Genomic DNA, 16,303 nt, shown 5'->3' with positions numbered 1-16,303 from the left:
CAGCGGGGGTTGCGCAGGCGCGGGGGCTCCACCCCCCGCTACCCATCAGGATGGCGGGGGATTACTCGCCCAGAACATAGGTATGGAAGCGCACCTTCCCGTCCGGCCCCACCTCCCGATACACGCCCTGGACCTCGTTTTCGAAGCCAGGGAACAGGTTGGCGCCCCGCTCGAACACCTTCAGGTAGTCGATCATGGGCTGGGCGGCCTCGGTCAGGCGTTCGCCGGGGATGATGGTGGCGATGCCGGGTGGGTACACCACCCACAGCGTGGCGGCGATGCGGCCGCGCAGCTCGTCCAGCGGCAGGTAGTCCACCCTGTTCCGCACCATTTCCTTCACCGCATCCTGCGGGGTCACCGCCATCTCCGGCAGGTGCTGGGCGCGGAACTGCCGGCGCTGGAGCAGGCTGGTGCCCGCGGCGCGGTAGAAGCTGTGCATCTCGGCGCACAGGTCGCGCAGGCGCCGGCCAGCATAGACGCCCGGCCGCCTGGCCACGAAGGCGGGGATCACGTCATCCAGCAGCGCGTTCTCGTCATGCAGCTTCTTGAAGGTGACGAGATGGCTCAGCAGCGTGCCCGCCTTGCTGCTCTCCACGCCGGGGGTCAGCAGGAAGAGCAGGCTATTGAGGTCGTTCTTCTCCGGCACGATGCGGTTCTGGCGCAGATATTCCGCCACCACCGGCGCCGGGATGCCGTGCGCGGCGTATTCGCCGGTGGTGCGGTCGAAGCCCGGGGTCAGCAGGGTCAGCTTGTTCGGGTCCGTCATGGCGAAGCCCGTGGGCACGTCATGGAAGCCGTGCCAGCCTGCCCCCGCCTTCAGCTCCCAGCAACCGGGGTCACTGGCCAGCCGATCGGTCGGGATCTCCTCCCAGGGCGTGCCGTCCACCTGATCGGGCACGAAGGGTTCGAAGAACCAGTGGCGGGCGGGGTCGCTCTCCTTCTCCCCGATCTCCCGGCGGATAGCGCGCAGCTTCTTCCGCAGTTCGATGCCCAGGCGGATGGTGTCGTCCCACAGCACCTCGCCCGACTTCCCCTTCATCATCTGCGCGCCAACATCCAGCGAGGCGAACAGCGGATAGAAGGGGGAGGTGGATGCGTGCAGCAGGAACATCTCGTTGAAACGATGGTGGTTCAGCTGCCGCCGCTGGCCCTTGAGATGGCTGTCCCGCACATGGATCTGGCTGGCCTGGGAGAAGCTGGCGAGCTGCTTGTGGGTGGATTGGGTGACGAAGATGCCCGGGCTGTCCGGCCCCAGCTTCAGCCCCATGCCGAAGCGGCCCTTGAACAGCGGGTGGAACTTCATGAAGCCCGCCCAGGCCTCGTCGAACAGGATGTAGTCGCAGAGGTGCCCGATGCGGGCGATGATCTCCTCCGCGCTGTAGATGGTGCCGTCATAGGTGCACTGCTCGATGACAGCGCAGCGGAAGGGGCGCGGACGGTCGGCGGCTTCCTTGTCCGTCACCAGCGGGTTGCTGCGGATGGCGTCGCGCAGCGCGGTCTCATCCAGCGCGGCGGCGTACATCGGGCCGATCAGGCCGTGAGCGTTCCGGTCCGTCTCCACGAAGACCGGGATGGCCCCGCCCAGGATCAGCGCGCCGTGATGCGCGGCCTTGTGGTTGTTGCGGTCGAACAGCACCAGGTCGCCCTCGGCCAGCAGCGCCTGCAGCACGACCTTGTTGGAGGAGGAGGTGCCGTTCAGCACGAAATAGGTGCGCTCGGCGCCGAAGATCTTGGCGGCCTCGCGCTCGGCGGCCAAGGCCGGGCCCTCATGCGTCAGCAGATCGCCGAGCTGCAGGACGGAATTGTCCAGGTCGTCGCGGAACACCGCCTCGCCCAGATGCTCCACGAAGATGCGCCCGATCGGGCTGCGGCGGTAGAACACGCCGCCATTGTGGCCCGGGCAGGTCCAGAGCTGGTTGCCTTCCTCGGCATAGTCCACCAGCCGCCCGAAGAAGGGGGTCTTCAGCGAATCCGCGTATTGCCGCAGCCGGCTGATCAGGTTCTTGGCGATGAAATCCGGAGTTTCCTCGGCCAGGAAGATGTAGCCGTCCACATCGTCCAGCACCTCCACCGGGATGTCCTGCAGACGATGCCGGCGGACCAGCACGATGATCGGCACCTCCAGGCCGCGCTTGCGGATCAGGGAGATCAGCGCCGCGGATTTGCCCTGCAGCCCCTTCTTGCCCCAATCCACCACCACGCAGCCGATGGCGGCGTCGGTGCGGACCACCAGCTCGGCATCATCGTCACGGCGGGCGCGGGCGACCTGATAGCCGTCCTGCTCGATCTCCGCGATGATGTCATGCAGCCGCGCGCCCTCCAGATCGCTCTCATCAAAGACGGGGGCGCAGACCAGGAACTTGAAGCGGCGCGAGTATTCCATGGGCGTCCTTCCTTCGGGCGGCCGACCATGGCGATGCCTGCGCCCGGCCGCAATCGGGCCGGCGGGGCCTCAGGCGAATATCATCCGCTTGTCTCGGGGCTCAGCCCCGGCCGCGATACCCCGCGACACCCTGGTCCGGGATCCAGACGCCCTTGGGCGGCTCGCCGCTCTGCCAGAACACGTCGATCGGGATGCCGCCGCGCGGATACCAGTACCCCCCGATACGCAGCCAGCGCGGCGTCAGCAACTCCTTGATCCGCAACGCGATATCCATGGTGCAGGCCTCGTGGAAGGAACCATGGTTGCGGAATGCACCGAGGTAGAGCTTCAGCGACTTGCTCTCCACGATCCATTTGCGCGGCACATAGTCGATGACCAGATGCGCGAAATCCGGCTGGCCGGTCAGCGGGCACAGGCTGGTGAACTCCGGCGCCGCGAAGCGGATGCAATAGGACAGGTCGGGGTGCGGGTTGGGCACGCGTTCCAGCACCGCCTGGTCGGGGCTCGCCGGCAGGCTGCTGGCCTGGCCGAGTTGGGTCAGCCCGGCGGTCTCGGTCTGCGTGCTGCGGGGGCGCTTGCTCATGCGGGGGTGCTCCAGCCGGCGCGGATGGCGGCGGCTTCCTCTGCGAAACGGCCGGCCAGGATCGCCTCCCGCAGCCGCGCCATCAGGCGCTGATAGTAACGGATATTGTGCCAGGTCAGCAGCATGGGGCCCAGCATCTCCTCAGCCTTGATCAGGTGATGGATATAGGCACGGCTGTGGTTCGTGCAGGCCGGGCAATCGCATTCGGGGTCCAGCGGCGAGGGATCTTCCGCATGGCGGGCATTGCGCATGTTCAGCACGCCCCGGCTGGTATAGGCGCGGCCCATGCGGCCCGACCGGGTGGGGATCACGCAATCGAACATGTCGATGCCGCGCGCCACGGCGCCGATGATGTCGTCCGGCGTGCCGACGCCCATCAGGTAGCGCGGCTTGTCCGTGGGCAGCAGCGGGGTGGTGAAGTCGAGGGTGGAGAACATCGCCTCCTGCCCCTCCCCCACCGCCAGGCCGCCCACGGCATAGCCCTCGAAGCCGATGCCGATCAGCGCGGCGGCGCTCTCGGCCCGCAGATCGGCATAGGTGCTGCCCTGCACGATGCCGAACAGGCCATAGCCCGGGCGTTCCACGAAGGCGCGGCGCCCGCGCGCCGCCCAGTCCATCGACAGGCGCATGGATTTCGCCGCCTGCTCATGCGTCGCCGGATAGGGCGTGCATTCGTCGAAGCTCATGGTGATATCGGCATCCAGCAGGTGCTGGATCTCGATCGAACGCTCCGGCGTCAGGCGGTGCTTCGAGCCGTCGATATGCGACTGGAAGGTGACGCCATCCTTGTCCATCTTCCGCAGCGCCGAGAGGCTCATGACCTGGAAGCCACCGGAATCGGTCAGGATCGGCCCGTGCCAGTCCATGAACTTGTGCAGGCCCCCGAGGCGCCCGACCCGCTCAGCCCCCGGGCGCAGCATCAGGTGATAGGTGTTGCCCAGCACGATGCGCGCACCGGTGCTACGCACGGCATCCGCCGTCATGGCCTTCACCGTGCCAGCGGTGCCGACGGGCATGAAGACGGGGGTCGGCACCTCGCCATGGGCGGTGTGCAGCATGCCGGCGCGTGCGCCGCCATCGGTGGCCGCCAGCGTGTAGGAGAGTGTCATGCCCGCACCCAGAGCGAGGAATCGCCGTAAGAGGTGAACCGGTAAGGCCCCGCCAGGGCATGGGCATAGGCGGCGCGCATGCGCTCCAGCCCGGAAAAACCCGCCACCAGCATCAGCAGGGTGGATTTGGGCAGGTGGAAATTGGTCATCAGCAGATCGGCGGTGGTGAAGCGGTGGCCGGGCAGCAGGAAGATGCGCGTCAGCCCCTGGAAGGGCTGCAGCGGCCGGGCGATATCCCCGGTCGCCGCCGTTTCCAGCAGGCGGAGCACGGTGGTGCCCACCGCCACGATCCGCCGGCCCGCGGCGCGGGTCTCGTTGATCAGGGCCGCGGTCTCGGGCGTGATCTGGCCCCATTCGGCGTGCAACTTGTGCTCGGCCGGGTTGTCGGTGCGCAGCGGCAGAAAGGTGCCGGCACCGACATGCAGGGTCAGTGTCGCACGGCGCACACCCCGAGCCTCCAGCGCCGCCATCAGCCGGGACGTGAAATGCAGGCTGGCCGTGGGGGCCGCGACGGCACCCGGGCGCTCTGCGAACAGAGTCTGGTAATCGGAGGCGTCTTCGGCCAACGGGCCGTGCTCGCGCTGGATATAGGGCGGCAGCGGGATTTCCCCGGCCTGGTCCAGCGCGGCGGCCAGGGCTTCCTCATCGGGGCCGAAATCCAGGCGCACGGCGCCTTCCTCCGGGTCCTCCACCACGCGGGCGGTGATGGGCGCGCCCTCGATCTCGATGGTGTCGCCGGCCTTCAGGCGGCGGGCGTTGCGGACCAGCGCGTGCCAGATGCCGTTCCCCTCGGCGCGGTTCAGCATGATCTCGACCCGCGCCTGGCCGCGCCGGGCGGTCAGCCTAGCCGGGATCACCCGTGTGTCGTTCACTACCAGCAGGTCGCCCGGGTCCAGCAGGGACGGCAGGTCCAGCACGCCGCGATCCGCGAAGGGCTGCGCGCGCGTATCCAGCATCAGCGCGGCATCGCGCGGGCGCGCGGGGCGCTGGGCGATGCGGTGGTCCGGCAACAGATAATCGAAATCGGCGGTCGTGAGGCTCATGAGCGGCCCCATATGCGCGAAAGCGGGACAGGTTGGAACCGCCAGGGGCGCAGAGCCCCCATCTCAACCACGCCCAACCCGGCGGAAATACGGGCTGCTGCCAATCATCTCCTCCCCCAGGCGCAGGATCGCTTCCAGCCCGGCCCCGCGCGCGCTGTCCTGATGCGCGGCGCAGATCACCAGCGGTCGCAGTTCGGGTCTGGCACGATAGGGTTGGACCAGCCGCGCCTGTAGTTCCGGCCCGGCCGTACCCAGGGGCACAATGCCCATACCTACCCCGCCGGCGATCAGGCGCAGCACTGTCGCCATATCGTTGCAGGTGGCGAAGGCGGGCGGACGCAGCCCCTCCTGCGCGAACCATTCCTGGGTGATGCCGTGCAGCGGCGAGGGCTCGGGCAAAGTGATGATGCGACTGCCCATCAGATCAGCCGGGCGCAGCGTCTCCGGCGCCAGAGGCCTGGCGGGGCTGCTCATCCAGACCACGTCGCAGAGCGCCACCCGGCGCATGCGGACATGGCGTTCCACCACCTCCTCGGCCATGAAGGCCACGTCCAGCTCCCGCGCATCCAACAAGCGCGCCAGCACGGCGCTGTTCTGTACCGTCAGCGCCACGTTCAGCCGCGGATAGGTGGCCTCCAACGCCGCCAATATGGCAGGCAGGCAGGAAAGCGCCACGGCGTTGCTGGCCCCCAGCCGCAGCGTGCCCGTCAACGGATCGCCAGAGGAGAGCCGGCGCTCCATCTCACCCAGCACATCCAGGCCGCGCTCGGCATAGCGCAGCACGGTCTCGCCGGCCTCGGTCAGCCGGGCGCCGGCCCCGCTCCGCAGGAACACGGCATGGCCCAGGGCCGCCTCCAACTCCCGCACGCGCTGGGAAATCGAGGGCTGGGTGATGCCCAGATGCTGGGCAGCCGCGTGAAAGCTGCCAAGGCGCGCGATCCAGGTCACGGCCTCCAACTGGGCCAGGGTGTAGCGAGGCATTGGAAAAACCTATCAAAAAGCCGCGTAAATTCCATTTTGATCCAGCAAAACCAATTGCCCTAACTTGGTCCTCAGGAGAAGCCAGATGCACGAAACGTCCACCCTTGGCATGGGCGGCGTGGACACCCACGCGCATGTCATGCGCAGGGGCCGCGCCCTGTCCGCTGAACGCCATTCCGAACCCGCCCGAGATGTGGAACCACAGGAATTTCTGACCCTGCTCGATGCGCATGGGCTGGGCTATGGCGTGCTCACCGCCCCCAGCTTCTATGGCTTCGACAATTCCCTGCTGCTGGAAGCACTGGCGGCATATCCCACTAGACTGCGTGGTACCGCCAACGTCGCCCCCGGCGCCAGCGTGGCGCAGCTAGCGGCGCTGAAGGCCCAGGGCATCGCCGGCATCCGCCTGAACTGGACCAAGCGCACCACCCGCCCGGACGCTGCCTCACCGGAATATCAGGCCTTGTTCGCCGCGGCGCGAGAGGCGGGGCTGCACCTAGAAATCTTCCTGGAGGGCCCGCTGCTACCCGGCGTGCTGCCCCATGCGCTGGCCAGCGGGGTGGACATCGTGCTGGACCATTTCGCGGCACCGAACCCGGCGCTCGGGCTCAACTGCCCAGGCTTCCGGGCGGTGCTGGCCGCGATGGGCACGGGGCGGTGCTGGGTCAAACTGTCGGCCCCCTACCGGCTGGGCGAACAGGATCCCGCCGCCCTGGCCCAGGCCATGCTGCGGGCCGGCGGGGCGGAACGTCTGCTCTGGGCTAGCGATTGGCCCTGGATCTCGCATGAGGAGGGCCGCAGCTACGCCGCTTGCCTGAACGATCTTTCCGCCTGGGTGCCCGATGCCGCCCAGCGCCGGACCATTCTGCTGGACACGCCCAAGGCATTGTTCGGCTTCGCCTGAACCACGACACGAGGACGGGCCGCAGAGCCCGCCCACCGGAGGAAGCATGATCCATTTTTCCCGCCGCGCCTTGATGGCCGGTCTTGCCGCGACACCCGTATCCGCCAGCGCCCAACCCGCCTGGCGTCCCAGCCGCCCGATCCGGCTGATCGCGCCCTATACCCCTGGCGGCGGGGCGGACACGCTGGCCCGCCTGCTCGCGGGCCCCATGGGCGACACGCTGGGCCAGCCGATCGTCGTGGAAAACCGCCCGGGCGCCGGCGGCTCCATCGGCGCCAATGAGGTGGCGCGCGCCGAACCCGATGGGCACACATTGATGTGCGACGCCTCGGCCCATGTGGTGAACCCGGCCATGCTGCGGGACCTGCCCTTCGATTACCGCACCGCCTTCAGCTATATCAGCCAGGTCTCGGTCATCCCGATGATCGTGCTGGTGCCCGCCAGCTCCCGCGCCAACACGCTGGCTGACCTCATCCACATGCTGAAGCGCGAACCCGGCCTGCCCTACGGCTCCGCCGGCAATGCCACGGCGCCGCATATGGCCACGGTGCTCATGCTGGCCCGCGCTGGAGTGCAGGCGACCCATGTGCCCTACCGCGGCGGCTCGGCGGCACTGCCCGATCTGCTGTCCGGCGCGCTGACCTTCACGCTCGGAACCGTGCCCTACTCGGTGGAGTTGATCCGCAATCGGCGGGTGAAGGCGTTGGCCGTGACTTCAAAGGAACGCGTTTCCTCCGTGCCCGACGTGCCGACCATCGCGGAATCCGGCTATCCTGACTACGAACTGAATGAATGGAATGGGCTGTATGGGCCTGCGGGACTGCCCACCCCCGCCATACAGGCCATTTACCAAGCGGCGAAGACGGCCCTTGCGGATTCCCGGGTGCAGGACAGGCTCTCAGCCCTGGGGGCTTTCGGGCTGGGCAGCGAGCCGGCGGCCTTTGCGCAATTCGTCACCGGGCAGCGCGACCTGATGGCCCAACTGGTGCGGGAAAATCGGATCACGGCGGAATAGGTAAACCGGGAGGGGGGAGCCTGCCCCCCTCAGAACCGCCCGCTCAGCCGCATCAGCACCCGCGTCTCATCCCAATTCGCGGATTTGTCGTAGCGGAAGCTGGCGCCCACATTCATCGCTGGGGTGATGGGGTAATCCAGATCCGCCCGCAGATTGGCGATGAAGTTCTGCCGGCTCTGCCCGGCATAGCGCGACAGCACGGTGCTGTCGGTCCGCGCCCGAGCCTCGACCTGGGATTGCAGCGTCGAATCGGTCGGGAAGATCGGCGATGAGGATTCCCGCCACGCCGCGTAACCCACCGTGGCCCCCACCCGATAGCGCAGATCGCCCAGCGTGCTGCGGTAATCCACCGGCAGGTTGAGGGCGGCGAAGCTCTGCGGGCTGTAATAGCCGCCCTGGCCCAGGGTGAAGAAGCGCAGGTTCCGCTCGAAGCCGAAATAGACCAGGTCCAGCCCGCCCGTCAGCGTACCGTCGGGGCTGGAGATGAAGGGATAGCTGAACCCCGCCCCCGCCTCGAAACGGTTGTTGTCGGCCACGCCCTGGCCTTCATAGATGCTGTAGCCGCCGCCGGCGTAGACATAGCCGGCCCGCACCGGCACCTCGATCTGCGCCCGGCCGCCGCTGCGCGTCACCTGGCCCCAATGCCGGCCCTGGATGGCATCGCGCTGCCCAGCCCAGGACAGCAGGCTGTCCGTTACCGAACGCCGCTCACCCGTCACGCGCAGGCGCACATTGCCGCCAATGGTGGGCGCGAATTCCAACCCGCCCAGCACCTGCGTGCCATAGGCGAAGCCCAGCGGGCTGGAGCCGAGATCCATCCGGAAATAATCGCCCAGCTGATAGGCCAGCCCCAGCATCACGCCCGTGGCGGTGCCGCGCGGCGACTGGCTGCTGCCATAGGCGGCGTTGGAGCCATAGCCATCCTGCACCCGGCGGCTGGCCGACAGGCTGCCCGCCTGCAGGGAGACCCCGGTCACCGTGGTGGTCAGCCGCCCGCCAATGCCGCCCGGGGTGATCTCGGCGCTCACGGGTGCAGAGACCTCCAGCAACCGGTCCAGGCCGGATTGGCCCGAGCGCTGCCGGAACCCGGCCGAGGCCGTGGCCTGCGAGGACAGTTGCTCCTGCAAGGAGGCCGTCTCGCGCGCGATCTCGCGCGCCACCGGGTCCGCGGGCACGGCGGTGGTGCTGATCTGCTGCAAGGGCGTGCTGGCGCTGGCAAACGGGTTCTGCAACCCGCCAGAAGCCGTGCCGGGGCTCGCCGCGGAGGCAAGGCCGGTGCCGGTCGGCCGGCCCAGCTCGGCCCGGCGCTGCTGCCCGGCCAGTTCCAGCGCGCGCAGGGCTCGGCTTTCCTGGTTGAAGGCGCGCGCCACCCGGGCCTCCATCAGCGTCACCCGGGAATCACGGGGGGAGAGCTCCTGTGCCTCGGCCAGCAGGCGTTCGGCGCGGGGGCGGTCACGCAGGGCGACGGCGGCGTCGATCGCGCCCTGCCGGGCGGGGATGTCGCGCGGGTTGCGGGCCAGCACGGCCTCCGCGATGCGCAGCGCCTCGGCGGGCTGACGGGCATTCTGGTGCAGGCGCGCCAGGGCCAGCCGCGCATCGGGGTTTTCCGGGTCGCGCTCCAGCACAGGGCGCAACTGCTCGAAGGCCGCGGCCTGCCGGCCTTCTCCGTTCAAACGGTCGGAGGACCGGATGGCGATGCCGGACCGGATACTGGCGATGTCCCGCCGTTGCTCGGCGTTGGGGTTCGCACCCTCGGCGGAATCGGCCAGGGCGGCGGCCTCGCTCTCCAGCCCCGCGCTCAACAGCGCGCCGGCCAGGGCCAGGCGCAGGGAAGCCCCGGCATTGCGGTTCGCGGCCTCCGCGACACGGGCGGCCTCGGCGGCACCGATCCGGTCATTGGCATTGCCCAGCGCGCGGATCACGGCGGCGCCGGTGCCGCCCGAGGGATCCGGCCGTGCCGCCAGCGTCAGCAGCTGGGTACGCGCGGCGGTACCGGTGCGGCCCGCAAGCTGCGCCACGGCGCGCTGCACCTCGGATTGCGCACGCAGCCGGGCGGCGAGCCGCGCCATGTCCGGCGTGCGGCCGCCAGGCGGGATGCGGGCCAGGAATGCCTCGGCATCGCCAGCGCGGTCATCCTCATCGGCGAACAACGCGGCGGCGTAGAGGTCGTCGCGGCGGCCGGACCGCGCGGCGGGGTCCTCCACCAGCATGCGGCCCTCGGCGGCGCGGCCCTGGCGGCGCAGGGCACGGGCCAGATCCAGCTTGATCCAGGGATCGGCGGGCGCCATCTCGCTGGCCTGGCGCAGCAGCGCGGCGGCCACGCCCGGGTCATCGCTGCGGGCGGCCTCGGCGCGCAGGCGCCCGGCCTCGCCGCCCGTGGGCGCGAAGCCACCGGCGTCACCGGCGGGACCAGAGGCCACGGCGCGCACCGGCCCCTCAGTGGGGCGGCCCTGGGCACGCAGGGCCTGGTTCAAGCCCTGCTGCGCGGGCGGAAAGCCCGGGCGGCGTGCCAGCGCGGTGCGGAAGCGCTGCTCGGCCGCCGCCGGATCGCCTCGGCGCAGCAGCAATTCACCCAGGGCGGATTCGGCATCGGTGCGGTCCTGCACCTCTCGCCGCAGGGCGGAGCGGAGAAGATTGTCCGCATCATCCAATTGCCCTCGGCGCAGGGCGGCACGCCCCTCCGCCAGTTCCAAGCCATAGGACGCGCCATCCAGCGCGCCTCGCCATTGCTGCGCGCGGTCGGGCGCCGCGGCCACAGCGCGTTCCAGCAGGGTGCGGGCCTCGGCCGGCTTGCCCTCACGCAAGCGCACGATGCCGAGGCCACCCAATGCATCAGCGTCATTGGGGTTTGCGGCCAGCGCCGTTTCAAACCGGCGCGTGGCATCCCGCAGGCCGCCGCCCTCCAGCCGCTCGAACCCTTCCCGCCGGGCGGCGAAGCCCGGGTCGGGCGCGGCGGGGGCCGGGACGGCGGCGCGGGCGGCGCGGATCTCGGCATCGTCGGGGAAGCGGCGCAGATAGGTTTCCAGTTGCGGCGCCGTGGACGAATCGCTGGCCGACCAGACCAGCGCCTGGCGCCAGGCGGCCCGGGCATCGCTGCCCACTTCGGGGTTTTCCACCAGTTGCGACAGGCGGCGGATGCCCTCCGCGCGGGACGCTGCGCTGAAGGTCAGGTTCTGCGCGAAGGCCAGGCGGCTGCGCGCCGAGGCCCCCGGCTGCTCGGCCAGGCGCTGCAGGCCCAAAGTGGCTTCACCGCGCCCGCTCTCGGTGCCGGACAGCACGGCGTAGTATTCTTGCGCATAGGGCTCCACCGGCCCGGCGGAGCCGAAGGCGGCCCGGTAGCGCTGCACGGCCTCCGCATTGCGGCCATCCCGCGCCAAGGCACGGGCCTGCTCGATCGCCGCGCGATCAATGGATGCGCCCCGCACGGCGCTTTCGGCCTGGGCCCGCTGCTCCGGGGTGGCGCCCGCTTCGCGCAACCGGGCCTCATAGGCGGCAGCGGCGGTGCGGTTCTCCCGCGCCGCCTCGATGCGTGCGGCCAGGGCCAAGGCCGTGCCGTTGCGCGGTTCGGCCGACAACGCGCGCTCGATCGCACTCGCCGCCAAATCGGAACGATTCTGCGCCAGCCAGCGCTCAGCCTGCCGGATCAGGATGGTCACGGGGCTGGCCGGAGCGGCGGCTTCGGCAACCGCGGGCTGTGCGTGGGCAGGCATGCCCGCAGCCACTCCGGCCGCGAGCCCGACAACCCCCCCCATGATCGGCCCGTAACGCCGCATTCCCCTCATGCCATTCTCATCTCACGCATGGTCCCGCGCCCGCAACCGTGAAAGCGCACGGCGACGCAGGCTCCAATAGGCCGGAACCCCTAACAGAACCCCAGCAGCGAACAGGATCAGCAGCGCCCGCAGCGGATTTTGCCCGGCCCAATGCTGCGGCCACAGCCACCAGGGCAGATGGCCCACCCAATACGGCTCCGCCACCGCATAGGAACTGATCTGCCCACCGGACAGGAGCACCGTGTCACCCTGGATACGCGGCAGAAGGTCCGGGTCCCGCAGGGCGGAGACCATGGACCCGATCGCCGCCGGCGTGGCGCCACTGATGACGACCACGCTGCGCCCGGCCGCCAGTGCGCTCTGCGCGCCAATCAACACGCCCAGCCCCTCGCCACCGGCCTCATTCACCGAGGCCACGGCACGGCTGCGCTCCGCCACGCTCGGAGCATCCCACAAGGCGGTGCGCAGATACTGCAGGGAATCCGGCAGGGCGAGGCTTAGCCGCTCACCCTCCAGCCGCACGGGGCTGTCCCGCAGCAGCGTGGCCAGGGCCGGCTGGCGGCCCAGCGTGCCGATCACCAGCAGGTCTCGATCAGCCAGGTTGCGCAACCCATTGCTAGGCGCCACCTGGATGCCCGTGGCCGGCAGGCCGGTGATGGCGGCCAGCTGCCCCACCACATCCAGGAAGGCCTGGGTCTCCACCGCGTTGGGCCGCTCCGGCAGCACCACGGCGGTCTCCGACAGATCCGCCATGCGGGTGAAAGGGAAGCCCGAGGAGCTGAAGAAGCCCAGGTTCGGCAGACGCGCGAAGCGGTGCGCGCCCGTCATGTCGATGGTGCTCTCGGGGTCGATGGTGGCGCGCACATCGCCCGGCACCGCCGCGCACTCACCCCGGTTCATGGGGCGCATGTCGAAGCGCAGCTGCAACTCGTCCTGCCCCAGCAGCAGATAGGGCGGGATGGCGAAGCGGCCGCGCCGCATGTCCCCACCCAGGCCAAGCTGCTGATGCAGCGTGTCCAGCACCCAGCTCATCACGCCCGGGGGCTCGGCCAGGGGGAAGCTGCGCAGATAGGTGCCGGACACCGCGGCATCGAGCCGCGAGGTGGCCACATCGATCACCGGGCCCGGCGGCGCGGTGAAGCCCACCCGCACCGGGAAGCCACGGCCGCGCCAGGTGTAGAGATCCGGCGCGGTGCGCAGCGGCAGCCGCACCGGCCCCGGGGCGTAGCCGCTGGCCGTCAGCTCCGCCCGGTCGATCATCGCGCCGATCCGCAGCGGGGCCTCGGTGCGCACCCAGCGTGGCGCGTCATAGGGGCGGCGCGGCGCGATCTGCGGCGCGGCCACCCGGACCAGCTCACCGGCCAGGGCCTGACGGGAGGCGACGAGCGCCTGGGCCGCGATCGCGGTCTCTGCCTCGGTTCGGCCGCCCACCACCAGCAGCGTGCCGAACTGGTCGTTGGGATGGGCCACGACCGCCAGGGTCGGCCCCTCAAAGCGCGGCAGGCTCAGCCCCGGCACCGTGTCGGCGCCGGCGGCGATCACCACGGCGTCGCCCCGGCGCGTCAGGCCGCGCTCGACCGGGAAGCGCGCGCCCCGGTAGTCGGCCTGGACCGCGAACCAGCTAGCCGTGATGGCCGCCGCCCGCAAGCCCGCCGGGCCTGTCGCTTCCGGGATCACCATCGGCAGGTTCAACGCACCGCGCAGGATGCGGCGGTCGAACAGCGGCTCCGGCAGGCGGGCGAGGTCTCGGGTGGGGGGGATGCGCTCGATGCGCAGGCGCACCGTCGAAAGATCCGACACCGTGGCATAGAGCAAGCCCGACAGCGGGTCGTTGCATTCCATGGTGTAGCGGCCGGTGAAGCGGAAATTCAGCCGGTTCACCTCGGCGAAGAACAACGGGTCCAGCGGGAATTCCAGCGGGCCGAAGCCCTGCCGCACCGGATCGATGGCGATATTGCCCACGAACTGCTCGTTCAGGGAGATCGCGATCTGGCTCATGGAGGGGATCAGCGCGGCCGAGGCCCCGCCGGTCACGCTCAGCCGCGCCTCCGTCACCACCTCATCGGCGCGCAGGCCGAACAGCACGCCCTGCAGATCCGCCAGGCCACGCAACTGCATGGGGCCGGACAGGCCAAGCTCCCGCAGGGTGCGGGTCACGATACGCGCCCCCTCCGGCAGGGTGGGCTCGGGCGCATTGGCGCCGCGCGGGGGCTCGGGGATGTTCAAGGCAGGCGGCAAGGCGATACTGCCGGAGGGCGCCACCACGGGGTTCTGCGCGGAGGCCTGAGCCTGGGCCGTGCCTGCGCCAGCCAGCAGTGCCAGAAGCACGCCCGCGGCCATGCGGGTGTGCGCCCGGGGCCGCACCACATCCGTGACGCGCGCTGCCTGCTGCGCGGCGGCGGCACTGGCTGCGGGGGCAGCGGGACGGGACACCTTGGTGATGCCGAAGCGGTAACGCCGCACCACGGCATCCGCCGTCGCCAGCACCACATTGGCCAGGGAGCGCAGCGGCCGGTCCTCGGGCCAGTCATCCCAATAGAGCCAGGCATCCGGACGGCCGAAGAAGGCACGGGCGATCGCCGCCTCCTCGGCCACGCCCGACAGTTGGAAGCGCAGATACACCATGTGCTCCAGCACGCGCACGGCGCGGGCCCTCAGCGTGATCACTTCACCTGTCACGTGCAGCGCGACCTCCAGCATCTCCTCCTCGGAGAGATCGGACGGGCGTTCCAGAGAGATGGAAAGCCCGGAAAGGGAAAGATTGGTGCAGTCACCCCGCAGGGTGCCGCCGTTGGCGCGCGTCAGATCGACGGGAATCTCGGTATCCACGCGATGGCGGATGCGCATCTGCTCCCGCTCCCGCCCCACCGCCACGCTGGCCGAGAGGGGGACCAGGCACATGCCGGCCCAGATGGTGTTCAGCAGATAGGCGCGGAAATCCAGGCTGTCCGTCTCCGAGACGATGGTGCCGTGGATGCCGATGCCAAAGCCGATGAACAGCAGCACCAGCAGCACCAGGTTCGGCGCGACGGCCTTGAGGTCCAGGTAGCCTGCCTCCAGCACGCCGCCCTTGTCGGTCACGTTGAACTTGCCCTTGCGCGGGTCCCACAACGTCAGCAGCGTGACGGGCAGCAAGGGCACGGCCAGCGATGCCTCATAGATTTCGGACCAGAAGCTGTGGCGATGCCGGCCATTCAACCGCGCCGTGGTGGCCACCGCGTGGAACAAATGGCTGCCGGCATAGGCCATGATGGCCAGCGGGCTGGCCGCGATCACGCTTTCCCCGAAGAACAGGAAGGCGAGCGGCGAGGTCAGGAAGATCAGGCGCGGGATGGCGAACAGGAAGCCGAAGCCCGCGATGAAATAGCAGAAGCGCTGCGCCCATTTCAGGTTGCGGGCGAACAGCGTGTTCTCCGTGCGCATGATCTGGATCATGCCGCGCGCCCAGCGCATGCGCTGGCCGATATGCAGCGCCAGGCGCTCCGTCGCCAGGCCCGCGGCCAGGGGCACGCGCAGATAGGCCGTGTGCCAGCCCTTCTGCTGCATGCGGAAGGAACAGTGGCAGTCCTCCGTCACCGTCTCATGCGGCACACCGCCCACTTCCTCCAGCGCAGTACGCCGGAGCACGGCACAGGAGCCGCAGAAGAAGGATGCGTTCCACAGATCGTTGCCCTGCTGGATCACGCCGTAGAACAGCAGGCCCTCATTCGGCACCGGGCGCTGACGGGCCAGATTCCGCTCGAAGGGATCAGGGCTGTAGAAATGGTGCGGCGTCTGCACCAGCCCGATGCGCCGGTCGCGCACCAGCCAGCCCAGGGTGAATTGCAGGAAGCCGCGTGTGGGCGCGTGGTCGCAGTCGAAGATGGCGATGAACTCGCCATTGGTGTGCCGCATCGCGTGGTTCAGGTTGCCGGCCTTGGCGCCGATATTGTCCGGGCGGATGATGTAGCCGCAGCCGGCTTCCTGGGCGAAGGCGCGGAATTCCGGGCGCCGGCCATCGTCCAGGATCCACACGTTCATCTTGTCGCGCGGGTAGTCCATGTTCATGGCGGCCAGCACGGTGGGGCGCACCAGATCCAGGCTTTCATTGTAGCTGGGGATATAGACATCCACCGTGGGCCAGGTGCTGGGGTCCGGCGGCAGGGGCACAGGCTTGCGGTTCAGCGGCCAAGCGGTCTGCAGATAGCTCAAGGCCATCAGCACGCCAGCGTAGAGTTCCGCCAGGAACAGCGCGCCGCCCAGGAAAGCCTGCAGCGCCGTCTCGAATTCCAGCGTCTCGGTCAGCCGCCAATACAGATAGCGGGCGGTGACGGTGATGGAGACGAACACCAGCACCAGGCCCACCTTGCGGGAGGTGTAGCGGTTCAGCACCAGGAACACGGCGATGCCGCCCAGCGTCAGCCAGGCCTGGCCCTCGGCCTCCATGGGCAGGGTGACGAAGGCCAGTGCCAGCACCAATCCGGCCGTGATCGCCAGCCATTTCTTGGTCAACTGGAAGGGGGAAAGCGCGTG

General features: G+C 69.5%; 9 protein-coding genes. 2 read left to right on the top strand and 7 right to left on the bottom strand.

Annotation, left to right across the window (positions count from 1 at the left end):
• Positions 1–61 precede the first annotated feature (61 nt).
• The 5 genes from GT007_RS04505 to GT007_RS04485 form a co-directional block, all read right to left on the bottom strand.
• Positions 62–2,383 carry an Orn/Lys/Arg family decarboxylase gene (locus GT007_RS04505; RefSeq protein WP_160120354.1) on the bottom strand — a complete coding sequence of 774 codons (2,322 nt, stop codon included), beginning with the start codon at positions 2,381–2,383 and terminating at the stop codon, positions 62–64.
• 100 nt (positions 2,384–2,483) lie between these two features.
• The gene (gene queF, locus GT007_RS04500) at positions 2,484–2,966 is read right to left on the bottom strand and encodes a preQ(1) synthase (RefSeq protein WP_160120353.1); all 483 of its coding nucleotides are present in this window, start codon (positions 2,964–2,966) and stop codon (positions 2,484–2,486) included.
• Positions 2,963–4,075 (bottom strand): tRNA guanosine(34) transglycosylase Tgt, encoded by a 1,113-nt coding sequence (gene tgt, locus GT007_RS04495; protein WP_160120352.1) that lies wholly within the window; start codon positions 4,073–4,075, stop codon positions 2,963–2,965. Before tgt ends, queF begins: the two co-directional genes overlap by 4 nt.
• Positions 4,072–5,118 (bottom strand): tRNA preQ1(34) S-adenosylmethionine ribosyltransferase-isomerase QueA, encoded by a 1,047-nt coding sequence (gene queA, locus GT007_RS04490; protein WP_160120351.1) that lies wholly within the window; start codon positions 5,116–5,118, stop codon positions 4,072–4,074. Before queA ends, tgt begins: the two co-directional genes overlap by 4 nt.
• 63 nt (positions 5,119–5,181) lie before the next feature.
• A complete protein-coding gene (locus GT007_RS04485; RefSeq protein ID WP_160120350.1) occupies positions 5,182–6,099 on the bottom strand; it encodes a LysR family transcriptional regulator in 918 nt (305 codons plus the stop codon).
• 85 nt (positions 6,100–6,184) lie between these two features.
• Between GT007_RS04485 and GT007_RS04480 the strand changes: the two genes are divergently transcribed.
• Together GT007_RS04480 and GT007_RS04475 are read left to right on the top strand one after the other, a co-directional pair.
• A complete protein-coding gene (locus GT007_RS04480; RefSeq protein WP_160120349.1) occupies positions 6,185–7,003 on the top strand; it encodes an amidohydrolase family protein in 819 nt (272 codons plus the stop codon).
• Positions 7,004–7,049: 46 nt separating this feature from the next.
• Complete coding sequence (locus tag GT007_RS04475; protein WP_160120348.1) at positions 7,050–8,018, top strand: Bug family tripartite tricarboxylate transporter substrate binding protein; 969 nt, start codon at positions 7,050–7,052, stop codon at positions 8,016–8,018.
• A gap of 29 nt (positions 8,019–8,047) precedes the next feature.
• On the opposite strand, the gene GT007_RS04470 is transcribed toward GT007_RS04475, so the two are convergent.
• Together GT007_RS04470 and bcsA are read right to left on the bottom strand one after the other, a co-directional pair.
• On the bottom strand, positions 8,048–11,728 hold the full coding sequence (locus GT007_RS04470; protein ID WP_160120347.1) for a cellulose synthase subunit BcsC-related outer membrane protein: 3,681 nt from the start codon (positions 11,726–11,728) through the stop codon (positions 8,048–8,050).
• Between the two features lie 84 nt (positions 11,729–11,812).
• Positions 11,813–16,282, bottom strand: coding sequence for a UDP-forming cellulose synthase catalytic subunit (bcsA, locus tag GT007_RS04465; protein ID WP_160120346.1), 4,470 nt, complete (start codon positions 16,280–16,282; stop codon positions 11,813–11,815).
• Positions 16,283–16,303: the final 21 nt, after the last annotated feature.

The organism is Rhodovarius lipocyclicus (genome assembly GCF_009900765.1).
In the GTDB taxonomy this organism is placed as follows: domain Bacteria; phylum Pseudomonadota; class Alphaproteobacteria; order Acetobacterales; family Acetobacteraceae; genus Rhodovarius; species Rhodovarius lipocyclicus.
Note: the sequence above shows the minus strand (reverse complement) of the source record. Positions and strands in the feature narration are given on the sequence as shown.